At 53.2% G+C, this 26,209-nt stretch carries 28 protein-coding genes; 7 read left to right on the top strand and 21 right to left on the bottom strand.

Features of this window, described 5'->3' with window-relative positions; all coding sequences use genetic code 11:
• Positions 1–99 precede the first annotated feature (99 nt).
• The gene (gene katG, locus JCR24_RS03130) at positions 100–2,310 is read right to left on the bottom strand and encodes a catalase/peroxidase HPI (protein WP_238980068.1); all 2,211 of its coding nucleotides are present in this window, start codon (positions 2,308–2,310) and stop codon (positions 100–102) included.
• Positions 2,311–2,637: 327 nt separating this feature from the next.
• On the opposite strand from katG, the gene JCR24_RS03125 reads away from it, so the two are divergent.
• The gene (locus JCR24_RS03125) at positions 2,638–2,769 is read left to right on the top strand and encodes an iron-containing alcohol dehydrogenase (protein WP_023634322.1); all 132 of its coding nucleotides are present in this window, start codon (positions 2,638–2,640) and stop codon (positions 2,767–2,769) included.
• Between the two features lie 203 nt (positions 2,770–2,972).
• On the opposite strand, the gene JCR24_RS03120 is transcribed toward JCR24_RS03125, so the two are convergent.
• From JCR24_RS03120 to JCR24_RS03090, 7 genes are all read right to left on the bottom strand, one after another.
• Complete coding sequence (locus tag JCR24_RS03120; protein WP_014195798.1) at positions 2,973–3,242, bottom strand: hypothetical protein; 270 nt, start codon at positions 3,240–3,242, stop codon at positions 2,973–2,975.
• A 24-nt stretch (positions 3,243–3,266) separates the two neighbouring features.
• Positions 3,267–3,767, bottom strand: a complete 501-nt coding sequence (locus tag JCR24_RS03115; RefSeq protein WP_014195797.1) for a hypothetical protein — start codon at positions 3,765–3,767, stop codon at positions 3,267–3,269.
• A 311-nt stretch (positions 3,768–4,078) separates the two neighbouring features.
• Complete coding sequence (locus JCR24_RS03110) at positions 4,079–4,267, bottom strand: hypothetical protein (RefSeq protein WP_023634321.1); 189 nt, start codon at positions 4,265–4,267, stop codon at positions 4,079–4,081.
• Positions 4,264–4,923: a DinB/UmuC family translesion DNA polymerase gene (locus JCR24_RS03105; RefSeq protein WP_238980067.1), complete on the bottom strand. Its 660-nt coding sequence runs from the start codon at positions 4,921–4,923 to the stop codon at positions 4,264–4,266. The genes JCR24_RS03110 and JCR24_RS03105 overlap by 4 nt, the downstream gene beginning before the upstream one ends.
• A 1-nt stretch (position 4,924) precedes the next feature.
• A complete protein-coding gene (locus JCR24_RS03100) occupies positions 4,925–5,287 on the bottom strand; it encodes a LysE/ArgO family amino acid transporter (protein WP_014195795.1) in 363 nt (120 codons plus the stop codon).
• Positions 5,284–6,726, bottom strand: coding sequence for a PH domain-containing protein (locus JCR24_RS03095; protein WP_370643293.1), 1,443 nt, complete (start codon positions 6,724–6,726; stop codon positions 5,284–5,286). Before JCR24_RS03095 ends, JCR24_RS03100 begins: the two co-directional genes overlap by 4 nt.
• Complete coding sequence (locus JCR24_RS03090; protein WP_238980065.1) at positions 6,716–7,198, bottom strand: PH domain-containing protein; 483 nt, start codon at positions 7,196–7,198, stop codon at positions 6,716–6,718. The genes JCR24_RS03095 and JCR24_RS03090 overlap by 11 nt, the downstream gene beginning before the upstream one ends.
• 197 nt (positions 7,199–7,395) lie before the next feature.
• Between JCR24_RS03090 and JCR24_RS03085 the strand changes: the two genes are divergently transcribed.
• The gene (locus JCR24_RS03085) at positions 7,396–8,760 is read left to right on the top strand and encodes an amino acid permease (protein ID WP_238980064.1); all 1,365 of its coding nucleotides are present in this window, start codon (positions 7,396–7,398) and stop codon (positions 8,758–8,760) included.
• 51 nt (positions 8,761–8,811) lie between these two features.
• Here JCR24_RS03085 and JCR24_RS03080 read toward each other — a convergent pair whose 3' ends face one another.
• The 5 genes from JCR24_RS03080 to JCR24_RS03060 all read right to left on the bottom strand — a co-directional run bounded on the left by JCR24_RS03080 (position 8,812) and on the right by JCR24_RS03060 (position 12,723).
• The gene (locus tag JCR24_RS03080) at positions 8,812–9,024 is read right to left on the bottom strand and encodes a hypothetical protein (RefSeq protein ID WP_011231188.1); all 213 of its coding nucleotides are present in this window, start codon (positions 9,022–9,024) and stop codon (positions 8,812–8,814) included.
• Between the two features lie 204 nt (positions 9,025–9,228).
• On the bottom strand, positions 9,229–9,795 hold the full coding sequence (locus tag JCR24_RS03075; RefSeq protein ID WP_238980063.1) for a YdhK family protein: 567 nt from the start codon (positions 9,793–9,795) through the stop codon (positions 9,229–9,231).
• Positions 9,796–10,077: 282 nt separating this feature from the next.
• On the bottom strand, positions 10,078–10,635 hold the full coding sequence (locus JCR24_RS03070; RefSeq protein WP_238980062.1) for a TVP38/TMEM64 family protein: 558 nt from the start codon (positions 10,633–10,635) through the stop codon (positions 10,078–10,080).
• Positions 10,636–10,666: 31 nt separating this feature from the next.
• Positions 10,667–11,347 carry a response regulator transcription factor gene (locus JCR24_RS03065; protein WP_014195790.1) on the bottom strand — a complete coding sequence of 227 codons (681 nt, stop codon included), beginning with the start codon at positions 11,345–11,347 and terminating at the stop codon, positions 10,667–10,669.
• Positions 11,348–11,349: 2 nt separating this feature from the next.
• A complete protein-coding gene (locus tag JCR24_RS03060; protein WP_021321388.1) occupies positions 11,350–12,723 on the bottom strand; it encodes a sensor histidine kinase in 1,374 nt (457 codons plus the stop codon).
• Positions 12,724–12,939: 216 nt separating this feature from the next.
• Here JCR24_RS03060 and JCR24_RS03055 point away from each other — a divergent pair, with 216 nt between their 5' ends.
• The 3 genes from JCR24_RS03055 (at position 12,940) to JCR24_RS03045 (ending at position 16,178) form a co-directional block, all read left to right on the top strand.
• Positions 12,940–15,033 carry a DNA topoisomerase III gene (locus JCR24_RS03055; protein ID WP_238980061.1) on the top strand — a complete coding sequence of 698 codons (2,094 nt, stop codon included), beginning with the start codon at positions 12,940–12,942 and terminating at the stop codon, positions 15,031–15,033.
• A gap of 120 nt (positions 15,034–15,153) precedes the next feature.
• Positions 15,154–15,351, top strand: coding sequence for a hypothetical protein (locus tag JCR24_RS03050; RefSeq protein ID WP_011231182.1), 198 nt, complete (start codon positions 15,154–15,156; stop codon positions 15,349–15,351).
• The gene (locus JCR24_RS03045) at positions 15,351–16,178 is read left to right on the top strand and encodes a serine/threonine protein kinase (protein WP_238980060.1); all 828 of its coding nucleotides are present in this window, start codon (positions 15,351–15,353) and stop codon (positions 16,176–16,178) included. Before JCR24_RS03050 ends, JCR24_RS03045 begins: the two co-directional genes overlap by 1 nt.
• Positions 16,179–16,327: 149 nt before the next feature.
• Here JCR24_RS03045 and JCR24_RS03040 read toward each other — a convergent pair whose 3' ends face one another.
• From JCR24_RS03040 to JCR24_RS03020, 5 genes are all read right to left on the bottom strand, one after another.
• A complete protein-coding gene (locus tag JCR24_RS03040; protein ID WP_033025370.1) occupies positions 16,328–17,107 on the bottom strand; it encodes an enoyl-CoA hydratase/isomerase family protein in 780 nt (259 codons plus the stop codon).
• A gap of 39 nt (positions 17,108–17,146) precedes the next feature.
• On the bottom strand, positions 17,147–17,917 hold the full coding sequence (locus tag JCR24_RS03035; protein ID WP_033025368.1) for an SDR family NAD(P)-dependent oxidoreductase: 771 nt from the start codon (positions 17,915–17,917) through the stop codon (positions 17,147–17,149).
• 74 nt (positions 17,918–17,991) lie between these two features.
• Complete coding sequence (locus JCR24_RS03030; RefSeq protein WP_033025365.1) at positions 17,992–18,744, bottom strand: SDR family NAD(P)-dependent oxidoreductase; 753 nt, start codon at positions 18,742–18,744, stop codon at positions 17,992–17,994.
• Positions 18,745–19,051: 307 nt separating this feature from the next.
• Positions 19,052–19,315, bottom strand: a complete 264-nt coding sequence (locus JCR24_RS03025) for a hypothetical protein (protein WP_011231177.1) — start codon at positions 19,313–19,315, stop codon at positions 19,052–19,054.
• 30 nt (positions 19,316–19,345) lie between these two features.
• Positions 19,346–19,612: a hypothetical protein gene (locus JCR24_RS03020; protein ID WP_025950582.1), complete on the bottom strand. Its 267-nt coding sequence runs from the start codon at positions 19,610–19,612 to the stop codon at positions 19,346–19,348.
• A gap of 153 nt (positions 19,613–19,765) precedes the next feature.
• Between JCR24_RS03020 and JCR24_RS03015 the strand changes: the two genes are divergently transcribed.
• The gene (locus JCR24_RS03015) at positions 19,766–19,972 is read left to right on the top strand and encodes a hypothetical protein (RefSeq protein WP_238980059.1); all 207 of its coding nucleotides are present in this window, start codon (positions 19,766–19,768) and stop codon (positions 19,970–19,972) included.
• 154 nt (positions 19,973–20,126) lie between these two features.
• Positions 20,127–21,377, top strand: a complete 1,251-nt coding sequence (locus JCR24_RS03010) for an alpha,alpha-trehalase (RefSeq protein WP_238980058.1) — start codon at positions 20,127–20,129, stop codon at positions 21,375–21,377.
• A 35-nt stretch (positions 21,378–21,412) separates the two neighbouring features.
• On the opposite strand, the gene JCR24_RS03005 is transcribed toward JCR24_RS03010, so the two are convergent.
• The 3 genes from JCR24_RS03005 to JCR24_RS02995 form a co-directional block, all read right to left on the bottom strand.
• Positions 21,413–22,198, bottom strand: coding sequence for an ABC transporter ATP-binding protein (locus JCR24_RS03005; RefSeq protein ID WP_014195781.1), 786 nt, complete (start codon positions 22,196–22,198; stop codon positions 21,413–21,415).
• Positions 22,195–23,322, bottom strand: a complete 1,128-nt coding sequence (locus tag JCR24_RS03000) for a nitric oxide synthase oxygenase (protein WP_277813380.1) — start codon at positions 23,320–23,322, stop codon at positions 22,195–22,197. Before JCR24_RS03000 ends, JCR24_RS03005 begins: the two co-directional genes overlap by 4 nt.
• Positions 23,323–24,024: 702 nt before the next feature.
• Positions 24,025–26,142, bottom strand: coding sequence for a YhgE/Pip domain-containing protein (locus tag JCR24_RS02995; protein ID WP_033025355.1), 2,118 nt, complete (start codon positions 26,140–26,142; stop codon positions 24,025–24,027).
• Between the last annotated feature and the right edge of the window lie 67 nt (positions 26,143–26,209).

The raw sequence follows: 26,209 nt of genomic DNA, 5'->3' as shown, positions 1-26,209 counted from the left end.
TCCTTTCAACGAATCTTTTCCTTTTGATCCACAACAAGTCTAAGAAATATAAAAAAAACAGCTTGCCCCTTAAACGGACAAGCTGCTTTTTTTGCCTGGTTAAACCGTGACCGACTCTTTGGCTTGTTTCAAATGAATGTCAAAGCGGTCGGCGTTCATCACTTTCACCCATGCGTTGATAAAGTCGCGGACGAATTTTTCGCGGTTGTCGTCTTGGGCGTAAAATTCGGCGTACGAACGAAGGATCGAGTTGGCTCCGAAAATAAGGTCAACCCGGGTGGCCGTCCACCGCACTTCGCCTGTTTGCCGGTCGCGGATTTCATAAATGCCGCCTTCAGTCGGCACCCATTCGTAGTTCATGTCCACCAAGTTGACAAAGAAGTCGTTCGTCAGCACCCCGATGCGGTCGGTGAAGACGCCGTGCGGCAGATCGCGGTAGTTGGCGCCCAACACCCGCAAGCCGCCGACAAGCACGGTCATTTCTGGAGCGGTCAATCCAAGAAGCTGCGCTTTGTCGATGAGCAGCTCTTCCGGACCGACGCTGTACTCTTTCTTTTGATAGTTGCGGAAGCCATCGGCGAACGGTTCGAGCACCGCAAAGCTCTGGACATCGGTTTGCTCTTGCGTCGCATCGCCCCGTCCTGGAATAAACGGCACTTTGACATCAAAACCAGCGTCGCGCGCCGCCTTTTCGACCGCTGCGCTGCCGCCAAGAACGATGAGATCGGCGATGCTGACTTTCTTCGGCAGCTCGCGCTGGATGTCTTCATAGACGGAAAGCACTTTAGCGAGCCGCTCCGGTTCGTTCACTTCCCAATCTTTTTGCGGCGCAAGGCGGATGCGGGCGCCGTTGGCTCCACCCCGTTTATCGGAGTTGCGGAACGTGCTGGCTGAAGCCCAAGCGGTTTTGACGAGTTCGCTGACGGTCAGGCCCGAGTTCAAAATTTTCGCTTTGATTTCTTCGATTTCGGCATCGCTCAATTCATAGTCGACCGTCGGAATCGGGTCTTGCCAGATGAAGTCTTCTTTCGGCACTTCTGGACCTAAGTATCTCGTTTTCGGCCCCATATCGCGATGCGTCAGTTTGAACCAGGCACGGGCGAACGCATCCGCAAACTCTTCAGGATTTTCATAGAAACGGCGGGCGATTTTTTCATATTCCGGGTCAAAACGCAACGCTAAATCTGTCGTCATCATCATCGGCGGCACTTTGACATTAGGGTCTTCTGCATCAGGCGCTAAATCTTCTTCTCTCAGATTTACCGCTTCCCATTGATAGGCCCCAGCGGGACTCTTGGTCAGCTTCCATTCATATTCGAAGAGCAATCGGAAATAACTGTTGTCCCACTGCGTCGGCGTCGGCGTCCATGCGCCTTCGATGCCGCTCGTAATCGTGTCGCGGCCTTTCCCTTTTCCGTATGAGCTGATCCATCCCAATCCTTGCGCTTCAATCGGGGCGGCTTCCGGTTCGGGCCCGACGTGCGAGGCAGAGCCTGCGCCGTGTGCCTTGCCGAATGTGTGGCCGCCGGCGATCAAGGCGACGGTTTCTTCGTCGTTCATTCCCATGCGGCGGAATGTTTCGCGAATGTCGCGCGCCGCAGCAACCGGATCCGGCTTGCCGTCAGGGCCTTCCGGGTTGACGTAAATGAGACCCATCTGCACAGCAGCAAGCGGATTCTCAAGTTCGCGATCCCCGCTGTAGCGTTCCGAAGCGAGCCACTCTTTTTCCGCGCCCCAATAAATGTCTTCTTCTGGATGCCAGACATCTTCCCGGCCGCCGCCAAAGCCGATCGTTTTGCCGCCCATCGATTCGATGGCGACATTGCCCGCCAAAATGAACAAATCGGCCCAAGAGATTTTGTTCCCGTATTTCTTTTTGATCGGCCATAACAACCGCCGCGCTTTATCCAAGTTGGCGTTATCCGGCCAGCTGTTTAACGGGGCAAAGCGCTGCGTGCCGGTCGAACCGCCGCCGCGGCCGTCGCCGATGCGGTACGTCCCTGCCGAATGCCACGCCATGCGGATGAACAGCGGACCGTAATGGCCATAATCGGCCGGCCACCAGTCTTGGCTTTCCGTCATCAGTTTGCGCAAATCTTCTTTGAGCGCCCAATAGTCTAGTTTTTGAAACTCCTCAGCATAGTTGAACTCTTCATCATGAGGATTCGTTTTTCGGTCATGTTGATGGAGAATGCTTAAGTTCAGCTGGTTCGGCCACCAGTCTTTGTTCGTCGTTCGATTCGAAGACTGATTCGTTACGCTTCCGTGAAACGGACATTGGGCTGCATTCTGACGATTTTGATTTTCCATTCTCCTGTTCTCCTTTCCCTTAATTAACAAAAAATAGAAATTCAATCATTACCATTTCTAACTGTTTTGTTTCCAGTCAAAAATGATAATGATTTGTACATTAGAATTATACTAAATTTATATTTGATAGTAAATAATAAAAGATACCTTTTATTATTTTTATTTGTGTTGCTATACCAGTCCAAGGTATGCCACTATTAATTTATGTTTCAATTGATTTAGAATTCAGTTATTTTTTAATATATAAAATAATATATAAAAGACGATGGCTTGTTTCATGAAAAACGCCGCTAGCTGAAAAAGGCAAACGCCGCACTAAGAACATCGTTGACGATTCAATTGACGCTAAAAGATGCCGCTCTCCGCCCGGCGTTAGCCGTGCTTGATCCGGAGCTGACGTTTACGATGCGGAAGCCAGTGACTGCAGCAACGGGGGTGGATGCCTTGCGTCAGAAATAGCTTGATCATACGCTATTTTCTTATGAAAGTACCGCTCAACGGACAACCACTGCCTGCCGGAAAGAATATACGATGCCCTGGTATAATCGTAATAAGTATAAAAACATTTCAACCACTTACATGATATATAGTCAAAAACCGGTCATTCATCTCCTCATGAAAATGAGGGGGATTCTGACCGGTTTCTCCTAAAGCGGACACCGTTAAGAAGGGAAATAGAGCTCTACAGCCCGATGCTGGCCATAAAACCGATAACGCCTCGGGAAATCGTGTACGATCTCATAGCTTGGGTAGTCATCCAACCGAATGGACCAGCGAATGCGCCCATCTTTGATGAAAGATAGCAGACCGTCTGATCGTTCGATGCCATCAAAGAAAAACCCGTCACGCGCCACCAGCTCGTCTTCTTCATAGAAGTTGACGACAACTTGGCGATGGCGGTATTCCGTCAGCAAAGAAAGCAAGTCACCCACGTTTTCTCTCTCCCTTACACGTGATTAGATCGGCCAAAATAGATGAAGGAGAAACAAACCGGCAAACAGCAAGGCAGAGACAAGATGAAACGTTCTTCTCCACCCTGACGCTTTTTGCCGCCGAAGGACACCTGCAAACAAGGTGATGGCCAACATCGCGAGGCTTGCATAACCGGTCACCAGTTTCCCATGGCCAAAACCGATCACCGCTCCGAGTTTCCATGCCATCACCACTCCGTGAAAGACAATCAAGCTCGTTCCGACAACCGCGAGCGGGATGTGGGCTTTCATCATGCTTCTTGCTATCCGCGCTAACGTGACTTTGACCTTCCGGATTTTTGTTTTGCGGATGACAAGGAAGATAAAATACATATTGACATTGACCAAAAACAGCAGCACCGCCACTTGTGCCAGCCATTTTCCTGCCAGCACCGCAGCTGAGTCGTTCGGGCGAAACAGCCAGATATAAACCGCCGTGCCGATCACCAACAGCGCATTAATGATCATCCAAACATAGTGGGCCATACATCCTCCATGGTTGTTCCGTTTACCATCCATTTTACCCCAAAAAACCATCCCGTCGGAGTGAGGATCATCACACCACAAACGCAGGGGCACTTCCAATACCTAGGTGCTTCCCCTCATTGACGGAAAGCCGTAAGCCGACTTTTTCACTCAACCAAAGCCAATCGGTTCATCCCATGTCGAAGAGAGCGACGCTCTGCCTGAGATGAACCGATGGCTACTTTGTCACCAGGGCTCGATTGTCCATAACCGTTTGTCTCTAAATGGTGCCGCGGCATCTAAACTCGACGGCGGGCATCGTCTTTCGCTTGTTATAACACTAGATATACCCCGATTCCCGCCGCTAGCACAAGGGCCAACCCGGCATAAATCAACACTAGGCGGGTGAGATTGCCTTTGGTTGCTGATGTGTACTGTTCGTCCCCCCGCCCCGACAGCGCGAGCGTGCCGATGAGGCCTGCAAGCATCACGACAGCCGCGGCAATCATTGAGATCGTCAACGTTCTTCCCCCTCTTTCGTTTGCCTGTCGGATGAAAGCGGCTCAACACCTATCTGCAAGGCACGGGCGCCAAACTTCGCCTGCAGCTGTTCAACCGTTTTCCAAAGCGGTTCCATTTTCACCTCCTTTTCATAATGAAACAAATCGAGCTGCTTCACGGCCCCGGTCCGGTCAAACACATGGAGCGCGGCGACGCCAAGAAGCCGCACTGGACGACCGTCCCAATGCTTTTGGAACAACCGTACAGCATAGGAAAAGATGTCTTCCGCATCCCATAACGGATCCATTCCGGTTTGGCTACGAGTGATGGTTTGAAAATCGTAGTAGCGAATGGTCAGTTGAACGGTCCGCGAGACAACCCGCTTTTCGTTCATCCTTGCACTGACAGACTCAGCCAACTGGCGCAAGACAACGAGCAAGTTCTGTTCCTCATCCATATCGTACGGCAACGTTGTTGAGTGTCCGATCGATTTTCTCTTTTCCGCCGCCACTGGATCAACCGGACGCAGGTCGATGCCGTTCGCTTTCTCTTGAAGGCGCAAACCATAGATGCCAAACGTCTGACGAAGACGCTCGCGGTCAGCTTTGGCAAGATCGCCGATCGTATGGAGGCCAAGCGCATGCAGCTTCTTCGCTGATTTGTTCGTTGGGAACAACTCAGGTCGCTTTCAAGGCGGCAAAAGCGATTTGTTTGCGGGGCGGAAACCGTTCCGCCGCTTCGCTTTCGCCTGTTGCAGGCTCGCTCTTCCATGTACTCCAGCCCATATACAGCCAAAAAAGAATGCCAGCCCCCATCACGGCTGTTCTCAGCCAAGCGGAACCAAGCCAAACGAGCGAGACGCCCAAAATGGCGAGGAAAATCAACAACGTATCACACAACGACGCCGTCAGCACCGCCGGCAAGGCATGCCGCCAACGCCGCTGGACTGCTCCTTGGGTCAAAATGAACACGTTTTGCATCCCCAATGGCAAAATGAGTCCAAACGCAAGGATAAGCCCGTGAAGAAAGGCCTTCATCATGTTTGGTCCCCCTTTTCCCCTTGCAGCCAGCGATAGATCGAAGCGGCATCTTCTTCATCCACATCCACGACACGGGAGCAGGTGCCGACCGGCATGACGGAAGCCGAGATCGTCACCAACTGTTTTTTTCTTTGCCACCATGTCGTTGCGATTTCCAACGATTGGACGTGACGCTTTAACAAATGCGCGGTCGTTCGCCGAAACCAGCCGTTGCGGAGCGACAGCTGCTTCGAGGAAAGCGCCCAGCCGGCCGCTTGATAGCGCCGCGCCCCGATCCACAGAGCAAGTGGCAACACAAACAAAAGCCCTGCTCCCCATGGACGCTCCATATACGCGGCAACTCCAACCGGAATCGTCAACCAATAAAGCGGGCGAAGCATATATCGACTTTTTGCACGCTGAGGAAGCGGACAAAATGGCACATCGAGGCGATACTCGGGCAAACAAGCCTGAACAATGGGGACGATGCGATGCTTTTTGACCAGCGGGCAAAGAACGACTTCCCCTGACGGTCCGCCATCGAGCGCTCCGCCGGCATGAATAATGGATACAGAGGCGTATCCGAAAAAACGGCGCAGCCAATTCTCATGAATAACGATGCCTTGGACGCGGTCAACAGGGACGGACACCGCTTTTCGTTCCAACCATCCGCGAGCAATCACAATCGTGTCTTCTTGTTTCCGCACGACAAACGAAGCGTACCGGATCATGTTTTGTACGATAGCTACTCCATAAGCGGCCAAGAGAAGCGACAGGATGAATAGGGCAATAAGCAATCGTCCATGTCCGTTCCATGTCGACTGAAGATCGCGGATCAGCGCCTCATATGGAATGAAGTCGCCTAATTGCGACAAAAACCCACATAAAGCGGCAACCACGCCAAGCGCTCCACCGCTTGTCAACGAAGCCACCCCTATTTCTTTCGCCGATAAGGCAAACAGAGCACGATGTGGACGGTTCGCGGATGGTTCTGGATGGGCGGCGGCTCCCACCTTGTGTTTCGCCTGTTCCACGCATCGTTGCAGGCAGCGGGCTTCTTCCTTTGATATGGCCCGAAGCGTCACTTCTGCTTCACCGAGGGCATCGCCCGCCGCCTCAATATGTACTTGAACCACCCCCGCCATCCGTTGCCATATCCCCTCTGTCACCGAAATCCCATGGATGCGCTCGAACGGAATCGAACGTCTTTTGCGGACAAACACGCCTTCTTCCACGAGCAAGCGGTCTTCATCCCAAGCGTAGGTAAAGCGGAGCCAAGACAGAACCCCCATCACCACCGTGTATACGACAGCCGCCAGCGGCACGATGAAATCCCGCCAAGAGAAGCGGTTGCGGCTGCCAGCCACCATGATCAAAAGGAGCGGAATGACCATGTTTTTCAGTTCTTTTCCGACTCCCGCCATAATCGCAACGGGATGAAGGCGGCGTCTAGGCGTCATCGTCATCCGCCACCTTCGCCCACTCGGCAATCAAGCGGCAAAGCCGTTCTGCTTCTTCCATCGGAAGAGCGGGAATTTCATGAGCGGCCGCCGCTGTGAACACCGCAATGGAAGCCAACCCGTACCGCTTGAGAAGCGGACCTTGCCGCACATCGACGTACTGAACGCGAGCCATCGGGATCAAAGTCCGTCTCGTAGACCAGACTCCTCGCTGAATGTCAATCTCTTCTTCACGAATGTCATAGCGCCAACGTCTTTGGCGCAACGGCGGGAGCCAGACGACCCATACAATGGCTTGCACCATCCAAACGCCGGCCAACACTATCAATAGCCAAGGAGGAGCATGGAACTGCGAGAGCAGCCATATGATTCCCCCGATCGCCACACCGGAAGCCAATGCCACAAGCGCCCCCGTGAGACGCCACACGGTGACCGCTTTTGATGAAATGGGTTTGCCTCTATGAGGAAGCATTCTCTTAATCTCCTTTTTGCACATCATTTCTGTTTCCAGTATAACAAAACATTTCCATGTTGGCGATGCCTTTTTTCGACAATCGTTGACAGAACAACTGAACTATTATATTCTGAAATTATCTTTTTTGCTTAACCGCATAAAAGCAAAAAAGCACATCTATGAATCAACATTAGAGCAGAAAGGTTGTTGTCAACATGGAACAATCCCGTCCTCAGCTGCAAAAAGGACTATTGCCCCGCCACGTTCAGCTGATCGCGTTAGGAGGGATGATCGGCACCGGCATTTTTAAAGGAAGCGCCGAGGCCATTCATATCGCCGGACCAAGCGTCGTGCTCACGTACTTGATCGGCGGCGTGCTGTTGTTTTGGATTATGGCTGCACTGGCCGAGATGGCGATCGCGTATCCGGGTTCGAACGTTCAACATTTGATCCGCCGGGCGTTTGGCTTTCGCCTGTCATGGATCGTCGGCTGGCTGTATTGGATCAATTGGACGTTGGTCACTGTTGTCGAACTGCTGGCTGCCGGCAGCTTTCTGAACTATTGGTTTCCGTCTGCGCCGTTATGGCTGCTTGCCCTCCTGTGCGCGTGTCTGATCATGGGGTTGAATCTTTTCCCTGTGAAGTATTACGGGGAAGCGGAATTTTGGCTGGCCGGCCTGAAAGTGGCGGCGCTAGTGGTGTTTATCGTGCTCGGGGCGGGCGTATGGGCTGGCGTGATCCCAAGCGGCATAAGCGGCTCGTTTCCGTCTGCCGGCGACGGCGGATGGTTTCCGCACGGGTTTGCCGGAACGCTCAGCGCCTTGCTTATCGTGATGTTTTCCTATGGCGGAGCGGAGCTGATGGGGGTAGCGGTGACGGAGATGAAAGACGCCGAGCAGGTGCTGCCGCGCGTCATTCGCACCACAATCTGGCGGGTTGTCGGCTTTTATCTTTTGCCAATGGCCATCATTTGCGGCATTATGCCATGGAACACCGTTTCGGAAACGAACAGCCCCTTTGTCCAAGTGTTGGAAGCGATCGGGTTGCCCGGTGCGGCCCATGTCATGAACGCGGTGTTGCTCATTGCCGTCTTATCGGCGGCCAATACAGGCGTCTATGCGACTTCTCGGCTGCTGTACACCATGGCTGAACAAGGAGAAGCAAGCCGCCGCTTGCAGCGGACGACGAAACACGGGGTTCCGCTGTACGGGATGGGCTTGGTCGCCATCTGCATCGCCGCTGGCGTGATCGGCGCCTACTTGGCGCCCGGGCGGATCATCGGGGAATTGATGACGATTCCTGGGTTTACCGTGCTCATCGTTTGGATGATGATCGGCGCCGCTCAGCTGAAGCTGCGGCCGCACTACAAAACGAAGCCGTTTTTCCGAACGAAAGGGTTTCCGTACACAACGATGGCGGCGGTCGGGGCGCTCGGGGCGATTTGGCTTGGCTTTTTGCTTCAAAGAGAGCATCGAATCGGTTCGCTTCTCTGCGTGGCCGTCTTGGTTCTCTTATTCATCTATTCCACTGTCAAAGAAAAGCAGCATCAAGCAACAAAAGCGCCCGGGCGAACGGCGTAACCAAACCGCCTCTTTTCGCTCGGGCGACGGCTAGAGACGGGCGTTCTTTCATCATAGACGGCGCCCGTCTTCCTTTTTTCGTGTCCAACCGTTCCCACGATATTCGTCCCATGCCCGCCAGGCCATGGTCGCCATGCCGAGCGCGAGAATCAGCGCCTGTCCGTCCATCCGGTGTTCCGTCCATAAGTGATGCCCTGCCGCTCCGATGCCGTAAAGCACCCAAACCACTGAAAACCACATAACTCCCAACCAAAATCTCCGCATCGTTTCTCCCTTTCTTTCTCCCGTTTTCCCGATCGCTCCGTAAGACTCAGGCGAAGCCGCCTATATTGTCTATTTTTTGAAAAAATAGGGGATTTTCGTATAATTATACCACAATTTTCACAAATGAGCCGAAAAAAACAAGCCATTCCCCTATGCTCCAAGGGAAATGGCTGCGCGTTTTGCGGAAACACCGATGATGATTCGTTAGTTGGCCGGCGACAGCTCGTCTTCGGTCACCCATTTGTGGTTGGTCACTTTTTGACCAGTTTCCGTATCGATGTAATCGACCATATACACCGTCGTTTGTTTCGCCGAATCAATGACTGCTTTGGCCCCTTTCATCCCTTCCATGTGATCGGCATTCAAGACGACTTCATCGCCCGGCTGGAACGGTTTGTCACCGGCGTTTTCGATTTCCTCGTGGATGACCCATTTATGGTTTTTCACTGGTTTCCCGCCTGTGGTTGGGGTATATGTGACCGTATAGACGATCGTGTCAAAGGCACCAGTGACAGTCGCCTTGGCTCCATCCATCCCCGGCATATGGTCGGCGTGGATGATGACTTGGCTTCCGACCGGATACTTTGGATGTTTCGCTTCCTTCAATCCGGCCGGCACCTCTTTGGAGCCCGAGTGATTCATTCCTTCATGCCCGGTGTGAGAAGCCGTATGTTCCTTTGGCGCTTTGTTGTCGTTTGCACCGGTGCAGGCAGATAACAAGAGCGCTGCCATGACCGAAGTTGTGCCCAACAGCATTTTTAATTTTTTCATCATTTTCACCCTCCTTGCCTTGTTAGCATACCCGACATTTATGCAGATTTTATGGAGATGGCCTTGATCATGAAAAAGTTGCGACCGTGCATGGAAGCATGTGATGGAAAGGCGAGGTTTGCCGATCTGTGGAGCTGCAGGCTGCGGTGCAAGAGGAACCAATGAGCCCGGAACGCAGGAAGGCGGAAGATGGCCGCGACGGATTTCCCATGCTTTTACAAAGTCTCTTCTGCCTCTTTAAACAGAAGGGTGAGCAGAGCCCGCTGTTTCCGCTCCTTTGTTTCATCCACGCGCCTTTTTCTTTATCTTTTGCCAGATCAACCAAAGCATAGATCCGGCTAAAACAGCGAGAATGAGTTTCCCTTGCCACGTGACACGGATCACCTGAGCGACGGCATACGCTTCCATCCATAACGCGGGAAGCTTCCCAATTGAACTTGCCGCTGCAAAAACCGGAAGGGACGTGCGGCCGACAGCAGCAACGAACGTCACCGCCCCGGATGGCACAAACGGCAACAGTCGAAGCGCGAAAATAAGCCCAAACGCCTCCTTGCCACTTGCATGAAGCAACGGCTTCACCTTGGGATGGGAAAGCCATGTCGTCTCGCTCCATCGGCGAAGTCCTTTTCGATACAAGACAAACGAGACGACCGCTCCGATCGCCTCGCCGGCAAACGACACCCAAAAGCCGGGCCAAAATCCGAAAACGGTCAAATTGGCGGCAGTTAAAAAGGCGCTTGGGACGACTCCGAGCACGCTGATCACCACATTGCAGGCTAGACTCAAGAAGTACGCCGCTCCGCCGTATGCTTGAAGGAACTCAATCATCCGTTCTTCCATTTGACCCAAACGCCTCTCTTTCCGAAAATGGTTATGACTTGCGCCCTTCCCATTTGTAGCCGACGCCCCAGACCGTCTGCAAATATTCGTCCACTGGGAACCCCGCTTTCCGCAATTTTTCGCGGATGTTTTTCATGTGGGAGTCAACGGTCCTCTCTTCCGTATCAGCGAGATAGCCCCATAGCGATGCGATGATTTGCCCGCGGCTGAACACCTGATTCGGGTGCTTTAACAGCAGCCCCAAAATGGCAAATTCTTTCGGCGTCAACGCAATCGGCTTATCTTCGTAGCGGACCGTATGTTCCTCTTCGTCCCATACAAGCCCGGCCGCGCGAATGGCGGAACGACCGCCAGCTGTACGGCGCAGCACCGCTTCAATGCGAGCAAGCAGTTCCGCCTCGTCAAACGGTTTCGTCACATAATCGTCCGCTCCGATTTTCAATCCTTGGACAATATCCGCCGTCTCATCGCGAGCGGTGACCATCATGATCGGCACATTCGAAAACGATCGAATGCGGCGGCACGTTTCCCATCCGTCGAGTTCTGGCATCATGACATCAAGCAGCACCAAATCGGCGTGATGGCGCCGCAAATAGTCAATGGCTTCCGCCCCTGAACGCCGTTTCACGCAACGGTAGCCGTTCGGCGCTAAATACAATTCCAATAAATCGAGCATCCGCTCTTCATCATCAACCAACAGCAAGGTATACATCATTATCCCTCCGGCAGCGTAATGAGGATGGTCGTTCCTTTTCCTTGTTCGCTTCGAGCAGCGATCGTTCCCCCGTGCGCCTCGACGATTTCTTTGGCAATCGCCAAACCGAGTCCGGTCCCGCCGCTTGTCCGCGACCGCGATTTGTCAACCCGATAAAACCGCTCGAAAATCCGGGGCACATCTTCCGGCGGAATGCCGGTTCCTTCATCGGATACGGCAATGACGATTCCTTGCTTTTGAAGGTGAACGGCGACGGCCACCGTCGTGCCAGAAAACGCGTACTTTCGTGCATTGTCAAGCACATTGATCATCACTTGCTCGAACCGCTGCCGATCAATCGCAGCCATGACCGAACCGGGGCACTGGCACACAAGCGACAACGATTTTTCCTGAAACGCGGGGCGCAGTTTTTCACACAATTTTGTCAAAAACGAACAAAGATTTGTCGGTTGCTTTTCAATCTGGAACGAGTGTTGCTCCAGTTTGGCTAATTCAAACAAATCTTTGACCATCTTTTCGATCTTTTCCGCTTCTTCGTAAATGATCGCCATATAGTTCGCCCGTTGTTCCTCAGACAGATGCGGACGTCGGGCAATGTCGGCGTATCCTTTCACATACGTCAGCGGCGTGCGCAATTCGTGAGAGATGCTCGCTAAAAATTCGCTCCGCTCTTGTTTCAAATACGCCAAATCGTTGGCCAGCGTTTGAATGGCGTTGCCTAACTGCGCCAGCTCATCGTCTCCTTTCACTTCGACGCGCACGGAAAAATCGCCTTGGCTGAGCGCTTCGGTCGCTCGCTTCATGCGAAGAAGCGGCATCGTAATGGCGCGGGAGAAAAAGGCGATCGTCATCATCGTAATCGCCACGGACAACATACCGACGACAACAAAATGATGTTTCAATTTATACACCATCGTCCGGATCGAGCGGGTGTCTTGAAACATATACACATATCCCCTTGTTCCACCCCTGATTTGAATCGGGCTGACGGCAGCAATATGTGACGCCCGCTTCCAGTCGGTTTCAACCATCATTCCCCGGCGGGGAATATGGCGGCCGTTCGTTAAAGGAATGAGGCGCTTGGCAAACGGAACAATGCCGCTAGACGCCGATACAATCCGGCGCCGGGCGTCCGTAATGGCGACATCGGTTTCCGCCTCTGATTCCATCATCACGACATGCGCCAACGTCGTTCGATCGTAATTTTTTTCCAATACATTGCGATGGCTGTTTCCCCGCGCCAGAAGCTGCGCGAATTCTTCCTCGATGCGCGCATGGACGAGCGTAGCGTAGAGGGAAACGAACAGCACCATTTCAATGGCCAAGACAAAGGCAAAAAACAGCATGCCGAGTTTCCATGACAGTTTTCGCACGGATTCCTCTCCTCATCCATCAAGTCCGAGTGTCATTTCAATTTTACTATTTTATTTGGCAAATGTGCAGAAAGTGTGGAGATGCAGCTTTGCGCCACGCCAAGGCGTCTTGTCCCGCCAAGGAGACAAACCTTGACGGATGCGTCTTTTTCCTTCTTCCTTTATACTTAAGAAGCAGACTGTGCTCATGTAGAGACGACAGAAAGGGGTTTATCGATGAAATCGCTCGTGTTAGCGGAAAAGCCGAGCGTCGCCCGCGACATCGCCCGCGTGCTCGGCTGCAAGCAAGCACATAAACATTATTTTGAAGGAAAGCAGCACATTGTCACCTGGGCGCTCGGCCATTTAGTGGAGCTGAAGATGCCGGAAGACTACGACCGAAAATACGAAACATGGCGGCTGGAGGACTTGCCGATCATCCCAAAGAAAATGGGCTTGAAAGTCATTCGGCAAACAAGCCACCAGTTTCGCGCCATTGAACGGTTGGCGAAACGACCGGATGTGAAAGATGTCATCATCGCGACCGACGCGGGCCGCGAGGGGGAACTGGTGGCGCGCTGGATTTTAGAGATGATCGGTTGGACGAAGCCGATTTGGCGGCTATGGATTTCGTCGCAAACCGACCGCGCCATCCGCGACGGCTTCCGCCAACTCAAGCCCGGGGTGCAGTTTGAACGCCTGTATCAATCGGCCGTCTGCCGCGCGGAAGCCGACTGGCTGATTGGGTTAAACGTCTCGCGCGCCTTGACGACCAAATACAACGATCCGCTCTCAGCCGGGCGGGTGCAGACGCCGACGCTTGCGATGATCATCGAGCGCGAACGCGAGATCCAATCGTTCGTTCCCGTGCCATATTGGACAATTCGGGCCAAGATCGGGTCCATCACAGCCGTATGGGAGCGGCATGGCGGACATCGTCTGTTTGACCAAGACGAGGCCAACCGGCTGATGACTCGTCTCAAAGGCCAGCCGGCGCGCGTCACATCGATCAAACGGAAACGAAAAAGCGAGCCCGCCCCGCTGCCGTATGACTTGACCGAACTGCAGCGGGACGCAAACAAGCGGTTTGGCTTTTCGGCGAAAAAGACGCTCTCGGTGTTGCAGCGACTGTACGAACAACACAAGCTTGTCACGTACCCGCGCACCGATTCGCGTTATTTGCCAAGCGATATGGAAGCGACGATGACCGAGCGGTTGTTGGCGATGAAATCCGGTTATGAGGACGTCATCGCTCCGCTTCTCGCCAAAGGCAAAGCCAAAGCAGCCAAGCGGGTATTTAACGATGACAAAGTAACCGATCATCACGCCATCGTTCCAACGGATGAGCGGCTCGACCTTAGCAGGCTGTCCACTGATGAGCGCAAGCTGTATGATCTCATCGCCCGCCGTTTTTTGGCGCTTTTCTACCCGCCGCATGAATCCGAAACGACGACAGCCGTCTTTGACATCGGCGGCGAAACGTTTGTCGCCAAGGAGACGGCGGTTGTCAACGCCGGATTTCAAGCCGTTCTCAGCAAAGAAGACAACAAGGCCCAACCAACGTTGTTGCATCTCGCGGAAGGCCAGACGCTCCCATCAGTGCAACTTGAGCTGGAACAATCGTTCACGGAACCGCCTGCCCGTTATTCGGAAGCTGACTTGCTCGCGCAAATGGAGAAATACGGGCTCGGCACGCCGGCGACAAGAGCGGACATCATCGAACGGCTGGTTGAAACCGAAGTGGTCGAGCGAAAAGACGGACGGTTTTATCCGACAAAAAAAGGGAAACAGCTGATTGAGCTCGTCAATGAAGAGCTGAAATCGCCGGAATTGACCGCCCGCTGGGAGCGGGAGCTGGAGGCGATCGCCCGCGGGAAAGGAAATCCACAACAATTTTTGGCCAACATCCGCCGGCAAACGCAGCAGCTCGTTGCCGAAATTAAGCAAAGCGAGCAGGTATACAAAGCGCCAAACCTCACGAATCTGACGTGTCCAGAATGCGGCGCGCTTTTAAAAGAGCGGAAAACGAAAGACGGACGGATGCTTGTCTGCTCGAACTTACAATGCCGCTACCGCCGCCGGCGCGACCCGAAACTGTCGAACCGCCGCTGTCCGCAATGCCACCGGCGCATGGAAATGCATGAAGGAAAGGCAGGACTTTATTTCCAATGCCGCCCGTGCAATATTGTCGAAAAAGCGGACGAGACCAAACGCATCGCCGCCAAAGGCAGCGAACGGGCGCTTCTCAAAAAATACAGCGCGTCGAACGAATCGTTTGGGGTCAGTTTAGGAGAGCTGTTCAAGCAGGCATTGAGCCAAAAAGAGGAATGAGACTACTGCACGGCGCTGGGGGCTCATGCCCCTGGCGGTTTCTTTTTCATCTTTGAATCTGAAACCTCCCTCTCATTGCCTCGTATATATAGATAAATCTATCGCAAAGGAGCGATCACGATGTTGAAAAAATGGCTAAAATCCCTTTTCGGCCATCCCCATCATCCGTCGCACTACCATAAACATTACAGCAGCAGCGACCACCATTATTACAACCCGACGTATCACTCGCATCACCACCCGTCCCAGTATGGGCACCATCACTACAAAAAGAAACATCATAGCGGCAGCTTCTTCTCAAGCTTTTTCGGCAGCTGATGAAACGGTTTTTTGAACGCCATCCGTTCGTCTCCCGCTGGGTTGATCGGCCGCATCGGGGCGGGAAGGTGCTTTTGGGCCGCTATGAAATCATCGAAGAGCTTGGGATGGGAAGCTACGGCATCGCCTATAAAGGGCGCGACCTCCATACCAAGCGGTTTGTCGTCGTCAAGCAGGCGCGGCGGACAAAAGGAGAAGACGGCCGCCGCTTGCTTCAGCGCGAAGCGGATCTGCTTGCCCGTTTGCGCCACCCGCAAATTCCGAGGCTGTATGATCGGTTTGTGGAGCGCGGACAGCCGCATCTCGTGATGGAGTACATCGAAGGAGAAACCGTGGAAGACTTGATCTTCAAACGGGGAGTCACGTATACGGAACAGGCAGCGTTCCAGCTGCTGCGCGACGTGTTGATGGTCGTGTGCCACCTGCATACTTTGGGGATTGTCCACCGCGATTTGCGCATCCCGAACATCATCTGGCGCAATGGAACGGTGTTTGTCATCGACTTCGGCTTGGCCTGCCGCATCGGGGAATCGGTGGATGTGCGCGATGACGATCCAGTGGAAAAGCGACTGCGGCGCGAACCGCATCCACGAAGCGATTTCTATGCCCTTGGACACTTCACCTTGTTTTTATTGTATTCTGCCTATGAACCGACAAGTGACGAGGAAAAAAGCTGGGAAGAAGAGCTCGATTTATCGCCAAACGCTCGTCGGATCTTGCGGAAAATGCTGCAGCTGGATGCGCCGTATGACCATGTTGACGAGTTGATCGACGACGTGGATCAGTTGCTCGCAGAACCCATCCGGAATCAAGCAGGGGCGCTTTGACGTTTGATCGCACCGTTCCCCGACCAGCCACCCCTTTTCCCCATTTGGAAAGGGGGCTGTTTCATTTGAGGCGAAGTGAAAACAAAATACGCCCCGTTTCTCGCTGATGGAGAAACAGGGCGCAACGCTCTTTTGGCACTGCCGCTCGCTTATTTTCCTTGGAACACCGGGCTCCGTTTCTCTTTAAACGCCGCCACCCCTTCGCGATGGTCTTCGGTTTCCACCATCAGCCCTTGAACGAGACGCTCTTCTTCGAGAATCTCCTCGAGTGTCGCGGTCAGCGCGTGCTCAATCAGCCGTTTTTGTTTTCCGATGGCTTTCGTGGGCCCGCACGCCAGCTTCGAGGCGAGCGATTCTGTCGCCTCGCGCAGTTTCTCAGCTGGGACGACCTCGCTTAGGACGCCCAATTCATACAGGCGACGGGCTGGAATCGGATCGGCGGTGAAGAAAAACTGTTTCGCCAAATGCGGACCGACAAGCCGCGGCAGCCAATACGACCCGCCACCGTCGGAGACAAGGCCGACTTTCGCAAAGCTCAAAATGAATTGACTGTCTTCGGCCGCGAGGATCAAATCACACGCCAGCGCGAGGTTAAATCCCGCCCCGGCAGCGAATCCGTGCACCGCGGCCATGATCGGTTTTTCGCATCGTTGCATAGTCAGAATGAGCCGATTCAGTCGGCCGATATGCTCATACGCCTGCGAGGCGCTTGATTGCCCCATCGTTTTTACATCCCCGCCGGCGCAAAACGCCCGCCCAGCGCCGGATAAGACGATGGCGCGGACGGCATCATCCGCCGCGGCGCGTTCGATTTCATCCGTCAGTCCGGCAATCATCTCCGGGCTGAAGGCATTGAGCCGCTCCGGGCGATTCAGCGTCAACCATAATACAGAACCGGATTGTTCCACAAGCAAATGCGAGGTTTCCATATTCCTTTCCTCTCCTTTTCCATTTTGGACTTTTCCGTTTCATTTGATGAGCCATCCGCCATCGACCAACACATCAGAGCCGGTCATGTACGACGCTTCCGAGGAGGCAAGAAACGCAATGACGTTCGCAATTTCCTCAGGCGTCCCGACTCGGCCCAAGGCGGTATTGCGCTCGATGGCTTTCACAAACCGCTCGTTTTGCAGTCCGCGCTCGGTAAGCGGCGTCTCGACAAAACCGGGCGAGACGGAATTGACGCGGATGCCATACGGCGCCAGCTCCAAAGCGAGCGATTTAGTCAAGTTGATGACCCCTGCTTTCGCCGCGCTGTAGTGCGGAATTTCCGCCCCGGCCTGATGGCCGGACAATGACGCTACGTTCACAATCGCCCGATTGGCGCGCTCGCGTTTTGCCCCTTCGATCATCAGCGAAGCGAACGCCTGCGACACAAGAAACACGCTTTTGATGTTGATGCGTTGGACGTCATCCCACTCTTGTTCCGTCAACTCAAGCCATCTCGCATGAGTGGAGATGCCGGCGTTATTGACAAGCACATGCAAGTCGCCGTACCGCTGTCGGACATACTCGGCCAATGCTTGCACTTGTTCGCGGTCGGTGACATCCGCCGCAAACCGGTCAACGCCCCCCGGCGTCCCGAGACGTGCGATTTCTTCTGCAGCCTCCTCCAGTTTCGCTGCTGTACGGCCGACAAGCACGACAGCGGCGCCTTCTTTCGCCAAACGGAGAGCCGCCGCCTTGCCGATGCCGCTGCCTCCTCCTGTGACCACGGCCACGGTATTCAAAAAACGCATCGTTTTCCTCTCCCCTCATTTCTGTTGCTAGCCTAGCGGTTAGGGCGTGCCCTTCTTTTTTCAAACTTCGGCCGCTAAAACGTCAGCCCGCCACCGTCAACCGATAATGTTGCGCCGGTGATAAACGACGCTTCATCGGACGCCAAAAACAACACCGCGTTTGCCACTTCCTCTGGCGTCCCGATGCGGCCGAGGGCGTTCGCCTTCGAGATGATCGGCCATTTGCGCTCATCTTGTTTCCACGGCGTGATGATGTTCGTATCAATGACCCCCGGCGCAATGGCGTTGACGCGAATGTTAAATTTCCCATATTCCAATGCGGCATTTTGAGTTAACAAAATGACACCTGCTTTTGATGCGTTGTAGGCGGCTTGATATTTTTTTCCCTTCAGTCCGAGCAGGCTGGCCGTGTTGACAATCGCCCCACCCCCGGATGCTTTCAGTGCCGGCACCGCGTATTTGATGCCAAGAAACACGCCCTTTAAGTTGACGTTAATGACCCGGTCCCACTCTTCTTCAGACAAGTCGGTGCTCCGCACTTCCGAATGGCCGATGCCGGCATTGTTGAAGAGAATATGGAGGCCGCCAAAGGCATCAACCGCCGTTTGGACAAGGCGGCTCACTTGCTTGGAATCGGCGACATCCGTCTGGACAAAAATCGCCTCCCCTCCTTTTTCCCGAATCAGGCGGACCGTCTCTTCCCCTCCCGCCTCGTCAATGTCGCTCACCGCCACTTTGGCGCCTTCTTCCACAAAGCGGATTGCCGTCGCCCGGCCGATGCCGCTCGCGCCGCCGGTGACAATCGCCGCTTTTCCTTTTAGCCTCATGATCTTCCCGCCTTTCGATCCGCTTCTGAATCCGTTTTCAACAGATGATATACCAACCGGTTAGTATGTTGTTTCTTTTATTATACATCACATTTAGAATATTTTAAACATTTTTATACCTCTAATCGGAAAAGCCTGCACTTCCAAACAAAGACAAAGCCAACGGCAATCGAGCATGCTTCCCCTCCTGACGCGTCTCCTCCCTTCAATGAACACCATGCCGTTCAGGAAAAAAGAGGAGCCTCGGTTTTGGCTCCTCGTTCATTCATCGATGAGGTCAGCGGCGCTGCCGGCGGTTCGGCCTTCATCAGCTCCCCTGTCCTGAAATTTGGAAAAAGAACGATCGACACACGGAATCCAATGACTGCAACCGCTCGATCAGCCCCTGCAAATCGCACGTATGGAGCGTATCGCTCAGTTCGCGGCCTTCCTCCGTCACCAAGTACAAGTGAATTTCCATGCATCCGTCCCAGCGAACGTTGGCGTCAAGCCAGCCATCTTCGCTCTCGAGCTCCAGCCCGACCGTCTCCCCTTGGTCATTTTCGTGTTTTGTTTTGATGACCCATACCATCCTTTGTTCCGCCCTTTCCTGTTCGCCGCCTCACTCTTGTTGTTCCGCTCCGATTCCTGACACCGGGGAGCCAGTGGACGTATGTTCATTCACCCAACGGAGTGCCGCGTCCACCACTGCATCGGCGTCAGAAAGCTGGGTGCGGTGCTCAATGATCCAATTGAGCCCGTCTTGCGGATCAAGGTTATGTTGTAAACATTCCACCAAAAATGATTGGACACATGCCGCATCGCTCCGCTCCCACGCTCCGCACTGGCGGCGCCAAATCGCTTCGATCGCATCTTTCCCAAACTGCATTGAGTTCCTTCCCTCCTGTTGCCCATATTGTCATCCATAGTATGCCTACAACAGATGACAGGGCTCCACAAAAGAAATTGGCGGGAAAGGATTTGATTTCCATTTGTACGGCATCCATCAATGGCCATACTGAGAATATGGAGGTGTTGATTCATGAGAGAGCCTTGGGAAGAACGCGGCGCCACTTCCAGCCTGCCGCGCTATACCCCGGGAATTGGCGTTCCCGATGAAATGAGCCCGATTCGCGACATCGCCCGCGGTTTTGAAAACGGTCGGCCGCCGGTGATCGAAGTGACGCCAGCTGACAGCCGCCAAACGACGGATGATATCAATTTTCCGTCGGTTGACCGCGCGTTTTGAAAAAGTGGCAACAAGGGCGTCCTTGTTCGGTGGCCCTTGTTGCTCGGCTTCCGTTTTCTTCCTCTGCCATCGCCGTGCACTCGATTGGCGGCATGACCGGGTCGTTTTGGCCATATACATAGCCATATAGACCATTCCCATGGAGGGACAGCCGTTGCCGATTGAGCTTCCGGACATCACGGTCATTTGCCCGGATCCAGCCGTAGAGCATGTGTTTTCTTCCATTCACCAACGGTGGGAACAATTGGTCAAAACAAGCCCGCCTTACTCCAAAGGAGAACTGTTTTCCCTTCCGTTTCCATACGTCGTTCCCGGCGGGGTGTACCAGCAGCTCTTTTACTGGGACAGCTATTTCATTATATTGGGACTGAACATTTCAAGGCTGCACGAACTCGCCCGCAGCATCGTCAACAACTTCTTTTACGAGTTGAAAACGTTTGGAATCATTCCAAACAGTTCCGAACTGGCCCACTTAAGCCGTTCCCAGCCTCCGTTATTGACGTCGATGATCGAGGAGGTATGGCGCGGAGACAAAGAGTGGCTCCGCTCCGCTTACGAATGGGCCAAAATCGAATACAAAGAAGTCTGGATGGACGAAACCACTCACTATCATCCCCAGATCGGCCTCAATAAATATTACGATCGGCTTGAGTCGATGCTGCGGGTAAAGGGGGAGGCGTATCTCCATTTTGACGAAATGTATATCCCGCCTGCGTTTTGGCATGAAAGGGTCGAGGCGGAGTCCGGTTGGGACTATACAGGCCGTTTTCACCGGCAATGCGGCTATTTCATTCCGGTGGATCTCAACGCTTTGCTTTATAAGTACGAAACCGATTTAGCGGCGTTTGCCCGCCTTTTAGCTTTAAACGGCGAAGCGGAACAATGGGAGCAGGCGGCTAAGCGGCGAAAAGACTTGATGAATCAATATTTATGGAACGAGCCGTTTGGCATGTATTTTGATTTTCATTTCCTCAACGGGCGGCAGCACTGCTATTATTCGTTGGCTGCTTTTTATCCGTTATGGGCTCGGGCGGCCTCTAAACAGCAAGCAGCGAAAGTCGTCCGGCATTTACCTTTGTTCCTTCAACCCGGCGGATTGGCTGCCTCCAATGTCCAAACCGGATTTCAATGGGATTTTCCGAACGGCTGGGCCCCGCTTCACTGGATTGTCATCAAAGGGTTGCAAAACTACGGCTATGACCTTGAAGCGCAAGAGATCGCCCGGCGATGGATTCGGCTTTGCACCAAAGTGTATTTGGAAACTGGCAACATGTACGAAAAATATAATGTGGTCGACATGAGCATCCGCACCGTCGGCCGCTACCCTTCGCAAAAAGGGTTCGGCTGGACCAATGCGGTCTATCAAAAAATAGCGGTTGACCTTCTTGGGTGCACGGTATGTTGAGGCAGTCGGCCTAGGAACGGCTGCCAACGGCCGCCCTACCGATGGACGGACACCCACGGCCGGCCGTCTTCCCAATGAACGCGGATCGGAAGGCGAAACGCTTCTGAAAGCCGCTCGTCGGTTAACACTTCCTCTTTTTGGCCAGCCGCAAGGATGCGCCCGTCTTGCAAAAGCAAGACATGGGTAATGGAGTCGACGATTTCTTCGATATAATGGGTGACGTATAAGAGATGGCACGGCTGAGTGACGATCTGTCCGATCAATGCTAAAATTTCTTCGCGGGCCAATAAGTCAAGGCCGACCGTCGGCTCGTCCAAAATGAGCAGCTTCGGATTCGCCATCAACGCTCGGGCGATCAATGTTTTTCGCTTTTCTCCTTGCGACAACGTTGCGTACCGCTTTTCTTGGACAGCTTCGAGGCGGAAAGACTCGATTAACGATTGCGCTTTGGACCGATCGTCCTCAGTGACGGCATCGTACAGGCCAATCGTCGCAAACTTGCCGCTGATGATGACATCTTCAACCGTTTCCGTTTGCAGCGTGTCGTGAAATTGATCAAGGAGCGCGCTGCTGACAAACCCGATGTGCCGGCGCAACTCCGGCAGACTCGCCTGTCCAAACCGATAGCCTAATACTTCCACCTCACCGCGCGTCGGGTACTGATAGCCGGTGACGATATTGAGAAGCGATGTTTTCCCGGAGCCGTTTAGTCCAAGAATCGCCCATTGCTCGCCTTCTTTCACCTCCCAGTTGATATCACGCAAAATCATGCGCCCTCCTCTTGCCCATGACACATCGCGCATGCGGATGATGACGGTCATTGTTCCTCTCCCCTTTGTCGTTCGTATGGACGGTCCTGATAGAAAAAGTTGGGCAACATGGTCGTGTTGTCATAAGTTCGGTGAAAAATGTGCGTTGTTGCCGGAGAAAGAGGCGGAATCAGCCATGTCCAATCGCCGGTGACATGGCGGCCGGCTGCTTTCTCTTGCTGTTCAAACAACTGAAATTGGCGCGCGGCGGTATGATGGTCCACGATGCTGACGCCCGCCTTTTTGTAGGAATACAAAACCGCGATATTCAATTCGACCAACGCCTTGTCTTTCCATAATGATGCGTTGGAGTTAGTGTCAAGCCCCATACAAAAGGCCACTTTCGGAAGCATGTTGTAGCGATAATCATCGGCAAAATTGCGGGCTCCAATCTCCGTACCCATGTACCACCCGTTAAACGGTGCTGCCATATAGCGAATGCCGCCAATTTCTAGACACATATCTGAAATAATCGGGACCGCGTACCATTTTAACTGCAGATCGCGAAACCACGGAAACTCCGGATGTTCAATTGGCACCTCAAGCACCAATTCTTTAGGGATCGGTGTCCAAACAGGCTTCTGGCTGCCTACCTGGATCACCAAGGGCAACACGTCAAAAGGCGTTTTTTCCCCCTTCCACCCAAGCTGTTCACAGGCGCGGGTGAACGTGAGGGAGGATGAGTCGCCGATGATCCCTTCTTCGGTTTCATAACCGGCATAACGAATCAGTTGATGATTCCAAATGCGCACTTCCCCATTTGGACGGAAGATCGTGATCGTCGGCCGGATTTTCCCGCCATTGGTCGCAACCTCAATATGATGGAATAGATACGAAAACACCTCATCCTCGGTGACCGCTTCTCGCGCATCGATGACATGGAGCGATTGCCAAAACAAGCGGCCGATGCAGCGGTTGCTGTGGCGCCAAGCCATCTTAGCCCCATAGCTTAACTCTTCGTACGTATGGCGGTATGTGCCGGTTTGTTCCATTTCCCAACGGATTTCGTTCAGCCGCCGCCTCATTTCTTGCTCACTTTTTCCAAGCTCCCGATAGCTTGCTATGATAAACTGTTCTGCTTTTGTCATCAACTGCTCATCGTGCTGTCTGAGCTTATCGCTCTCGATCGTTACCATATATGCTTCTTTTTCCTCCACTTCGCCGTCATTCCAATTCCAATCAAGAGGCAAATTCCCCCGACCCACCACATTTGCTCGATAAACATCGAAATCGCCAAAAAAATGAGCGCAAAACCAAGCAGTCGACGGATCGACATGATTCTCTCCCCTTTTCCCCGCCATCGAGCGCTCTCCCATCGCGCAAAAGCAGCAGTGAACAATGCTTGGGAGACGTCTATCCTACGGGGCAATTGAGAGTCAACTACCCCCACTTCGCTAACGCTTGAAGTGGGGGCTTGCAACTCCCCAGAAGTGCAAACGGACTTCGTCCTCCTTCCTTGACTTGGGGTTGCATCAGGGGGCAGGTTGACGACTACCCAACGACGCAGGTCATGCCTGCATCGTTACCGATTCTCTCGGTGTGTCTGTTGGCAGTACTTGGCTTCCACACACAACAGACGGACCTACGCTCGATGTTTTGCGGTTGCAACGTTTCCTGCAACCAACTCCATACATCGAGTAGCAGCTATTGGAGTGCCTTTATTGAACGGTTTTCTCCACGCCTTTATTCGATCATACACAAAAGAAAGGGGGAACGCGCATTCCTCTCCCACTTACTCCCTTTGGTCGTTGAAGTGGGAGTCTCCTGCGCGAAATAGGATGAAGCAACGCTCTCGTCCCTATTGTAACAGATGCTTCCATAAAGAGAACAGACAATTTTCAATGAAACAAACCACTTTGAACAGCTTTTTCCTTCAGCACGCGCATCCACGGGCTTAACGGGCCTTTCAACACAAGCCCAGCCAAAAGGGCGGCAACGGCAAACAAGAGAAGCCGCTTGACGTCATGCTCAACATTTTCCCATACGATCCCGCCGACTGCCTCGCGCATGATGTCAATGGCGTAGGTAAACGGCAGCCAAGGGTTTAATTGCTGAAAGAACGGAGGAATCAGCTCAATCGGATACGTGCCTCCCGCTCCGGCAATTTGCAAGACGAGCAACACAATCGCCATCGCTTTTCCCACATTGCCGAACAAGGAAACAAGCGAAAAAACCACCGCCATAAAGACAAAGCTGCACAAAAGGCCGAACGTCATGAACCATCCCGGCTCACGGACGAAAATATTCGGCAAGATGAAAGCCGCTCCAGCTGTCACGACCATCGCCTGCAAAGCATTCAGCGTCCAAAAGGTCAACAACCGTCCGGCATATCGTTCCCGCTCATTCGCTTCCGAAAACGAAGAAGGATCGGTCGACAAGATGGAAACAAGCAACAAACATCCTACCCATATGGCCAGCACCGTGTAAAATGGATTCATGCCTGAACCATAGTTCGGCAGCGGGAAAAGGCGGAACGTTTTGACGTCAACCGGATGGGCCAAAAAGGCGCCTTTCGCCTGTGGATCTTGTTTCAACAAGCGAATCAGTTCGTCGATGTTGGTTTCTCTTTTGATTTTCGATAGGAAGGCGGCCAGCTCGCGGACCTGGCGGGAGAGAAATGGATATTGAGCCTGTGCGGTCTTTAGCGCTTGTTGCGCGGCCGCTAAATCACGATCTGTGTTTGACAACCATTGCTCTGCCTCATGTAACGCTTGATCCATGCGAAGAAGCGTTTGTTTCGCTTGTCGCACCTGTTCCCCTGTTTGATTCCATTTTGCCCGCAGCATAGGCAGCAGCCGTTGGCGATATGCTTGATCAAGTTGCTGCGCCTGTGCGTCCAATAAGGCCATTTGTTCACGCAGGTGAGTGATCTTCCCTTCGACGCCTGTTGGATGTTGTTTCACTAGCGCCGCTGTTTCTTGAATAGACGCTAGCGTCTGCTCGATACGGCTGACTGTGCGCTGCACAGGTTGAAGCGAAGAGGAATCAATCGTCCCCTCCCATGTTCTCAACGTTCGGCGCAATTGCTGAACCAATGGGCTCGCGTCTGTTGCAGCTTGTTGGATGATAGTCGCCCAACGCGCTTGCTTTTCCGGTGTATCGAGAGACTCTGACGTCTGCTCTGCAAAGGAATAGAGCGCATGAACCGCCATTTCCACCGGCTTTTCCCATAAGTGCGATGAAGCATTGACTTGCATGAACAACTTCTCAACGCGGCCTGTCCATTCTAAACCGCGCCGCACCGTTGTTTTGGCAGCCGGCAGAAGCTCGCGGCCTGTACGAACTAGTGATCTTGCCTCTCCCACATCGCGATCTAGGGCTTTCAATTGTCGTTGAATCGTTGGCAATTCGTTTTCCAAACGAAACACGAACGCTTCAACGCGGCGAATGGTGGGAAGCTGCTGTTCGAGCGCCACTCCCGCTTGGTGGAACAAGGAAAACAATGCGGTATTGACCACCCTCACAAACTCATCGCTGACTCGCGCTGACAATGTACTTGCTCCGCGCTCCGTGATTTTGGGAGCGATGGCGTTCCGTTTGTCGTTTTCATAATAGTAAATAACCGCCCTTTTCGGACGTTTCTGCACTACAGTGGCTAATTTAGCCGAGAAATCAGCCGGAATGACGATCGTCGCAAAGTAGTCTCCCCTCCGAACGCCTTCCATTCCTTTTTTCCGCGTGACAAATCGCCATCCCAACTGGTGGTTGTTTTTTAAGGTCTTGACGATCTCATCGCCGGCGTGAAACCGGTGACCGGTCAACTCCGCCCCTCGGTCTTCGTTCACGACGCCGACCGGTAAATCCTCTGTATGGGCATAAGGGTCAATCGAAGCCTCTACATTGATCCAAGCGTAAAGCGATGGAAGAACGATCAGACCGAGAGCCAATATGGATGCGGCCCAGTTGGTCGTGAGATGTTTCAAATCGCTCATATAAATGCGCCATGCCTGTTTCACTTTGATCCGCTTCCTTTCAAGTCGATCATGCTGTTGTTAGTATGAGCGGATCACGGAAAACTAAACC

It is taken from the genome of Geobacillus sp. YHL, assembly GCF_022341265.1.
Taxonomy (GTDB): domain Bacteria; phylum Bacillota; class Bacilli; order Bacillales; family Anoxybacillaceae; genus Geobacillus; species Geobacillus thermoleovorans.
Note: the sequence above shows the minus strand (reverse complement) of the source record. Positions and strands in the feature narration are given on the sequence as shown.

Excerpts from the sequence above, each read along its gene's own strand:
- JCR24_RS03000 (WP_277813380.1), bottom strand. The coding sequence starts at position 23,322 with ATGGTAACGATCGAGAGCGATAAGCTCAGACAGCACGATGAGCAGTTG.
- JCR24_RS03050 (WP_011231182.1), top strand. The coding sequence starts at position 15,154 with ATGTTGAAAAAATGGCTAAAATCCCTTTTCGGCCATCCCCATCATCCG.
- katG (WP_238980068.1), bottom strand. The coding sequence starts at position 2,310 with ATGGAAAATCAAAATCGTCAGAATGCAGCCCAATGTCCGTTTCACGGA.
- JCR24_RS03100 (WP_014195795.1), bottom strand. The coding sequence starts at position 5,287 with ATGATGAAGGCCTTTCTTCACGGGCTTATCCTTGCGTTTGGACTCATT.
- JCR24_RS03085 (WP_238980064.1), top strand. The coding sequence starts at position 7,396 with ATGGAACAATCCCGTCCTCAGCTGCAAAAAGGACTATTGCCCCGCCAC.
- JCR24_RS03115 (WP_014195797.1), bottom strand. The coding sequence starts at position 3,767 with ATGGCCCACTATGTTTGGATGATCATTAATGCGCTGTTGGTGATCGGC.
- JCR24_RS03045 (WP_238980060.1), top strand. The coding sequence starts at position 15,351 with ATGAAACGGTTTTTTGAACGCCATCCGTTCGTCTCCCGCTGGGTTGAT.
- JCR24_RS03055 (WP_238980061.1), top strand. The coding sequence starts at position 12,940 with ATGAAATCGCTCGTGTTAGCGGAAAAGCCGAGCGTCGCCCGCGACATC.
- JCR24_RS03015 (WP_238980059.1), top strand. The coding sequence starts at position 19,766 with ATGAGAGAGCCTTGGGAAGAACGCGGCGCCACTTCCAGCCTGCCGCGC.
- JCR24_RS03035 (WP_033025368.1), bottom strand. The coding sequence starts at position 17,917 with ATGCGTTTTTTGAATACCGTGGCCGTGGTCACAGGAGGAGGCAGCGGC.
- JCR24_RS03020 (WP_025950582.1), bottom strand. The coding sequence starts at position 19,612 with ATGCAGTTTGGGAAAGATGCGATCGAAGCGATTTGGCGCCGCCAGTGC.
- JCR24_RS03065 (WP_014195790.1), bottom strand. The coding sequence starts at position 11,347 with ATGTATACCTTGCTGTTGGTTGATGATGAAGAGCGGATGCTCGATTTA.
- JCR24_RS03095 (WP_370643293.1), bottom strand. The coding sequence starts at position 6,726 with ATGACGCCTAGACGCCGCCTTCATCCCGTTGCGATTATGGCGGGAGTC.
- JCR24_RS03005 (WP_014195781.1), bottom strand. The coding sequence starts at position 22,198 with ATGACCGTCATCATCCGCATGCGCGATGTGTCATGGGCAAGAGGAGGG.
- JCR24_RS03030 (WP_033025365.1), bottom strand. The coding sequence starts at position 18,744 with ATGAGGCTAAAAGGAAAAGCGGCGATTGTCACCGGCGGCGCGAGCGGC.
- JCR24_RS03025 (WP_011231177.1), bottom strand. The coding sequence starts at position 19,315 with ATGGTATGGGTCATCAAAACAAAACACGAAAATGACCAAGGGGAGACG.
- JCR24_RS03070 (WP_238980062.1), bottom strand. The coding sequence starts at position 10,635 with ATGGAAGAACGGATGATTGAGTTCCTTCAAGCATACGGCGGAGCGGCG.
- JCR24_RS03090 (WP_238980065.1), bottom strand. The coding sequence starts at position 7,198 with ATGCTTCCTCATAGAGGCAAACCCATTTCATCAAAAGCGGTCACCGTG.
- JCR24_RS03040 (WP_033025370.1), bottom strand. The coding sequence starts at position 17,107 with ATGGAAACCTCGCATTTGCTTGTGGAACAATCCGGTTCTGTATTATGG.
- JCR24_RS03080 (WP_011231188.1), bottom strand. The coding sequence starts at position 9,024 with ATGCGGAGATTTTGGTTGGGAGTTATGTGGTTTTCAGTGGTTTGGGTG.
- JCR24_RS03075 (WP_238980063.1), bottom strand. The coding sequence starts at position 9,795 with ATGAAAAAATTAAAAATGCTGTTGGGCACAACTTCGGTCATGGCAGCG.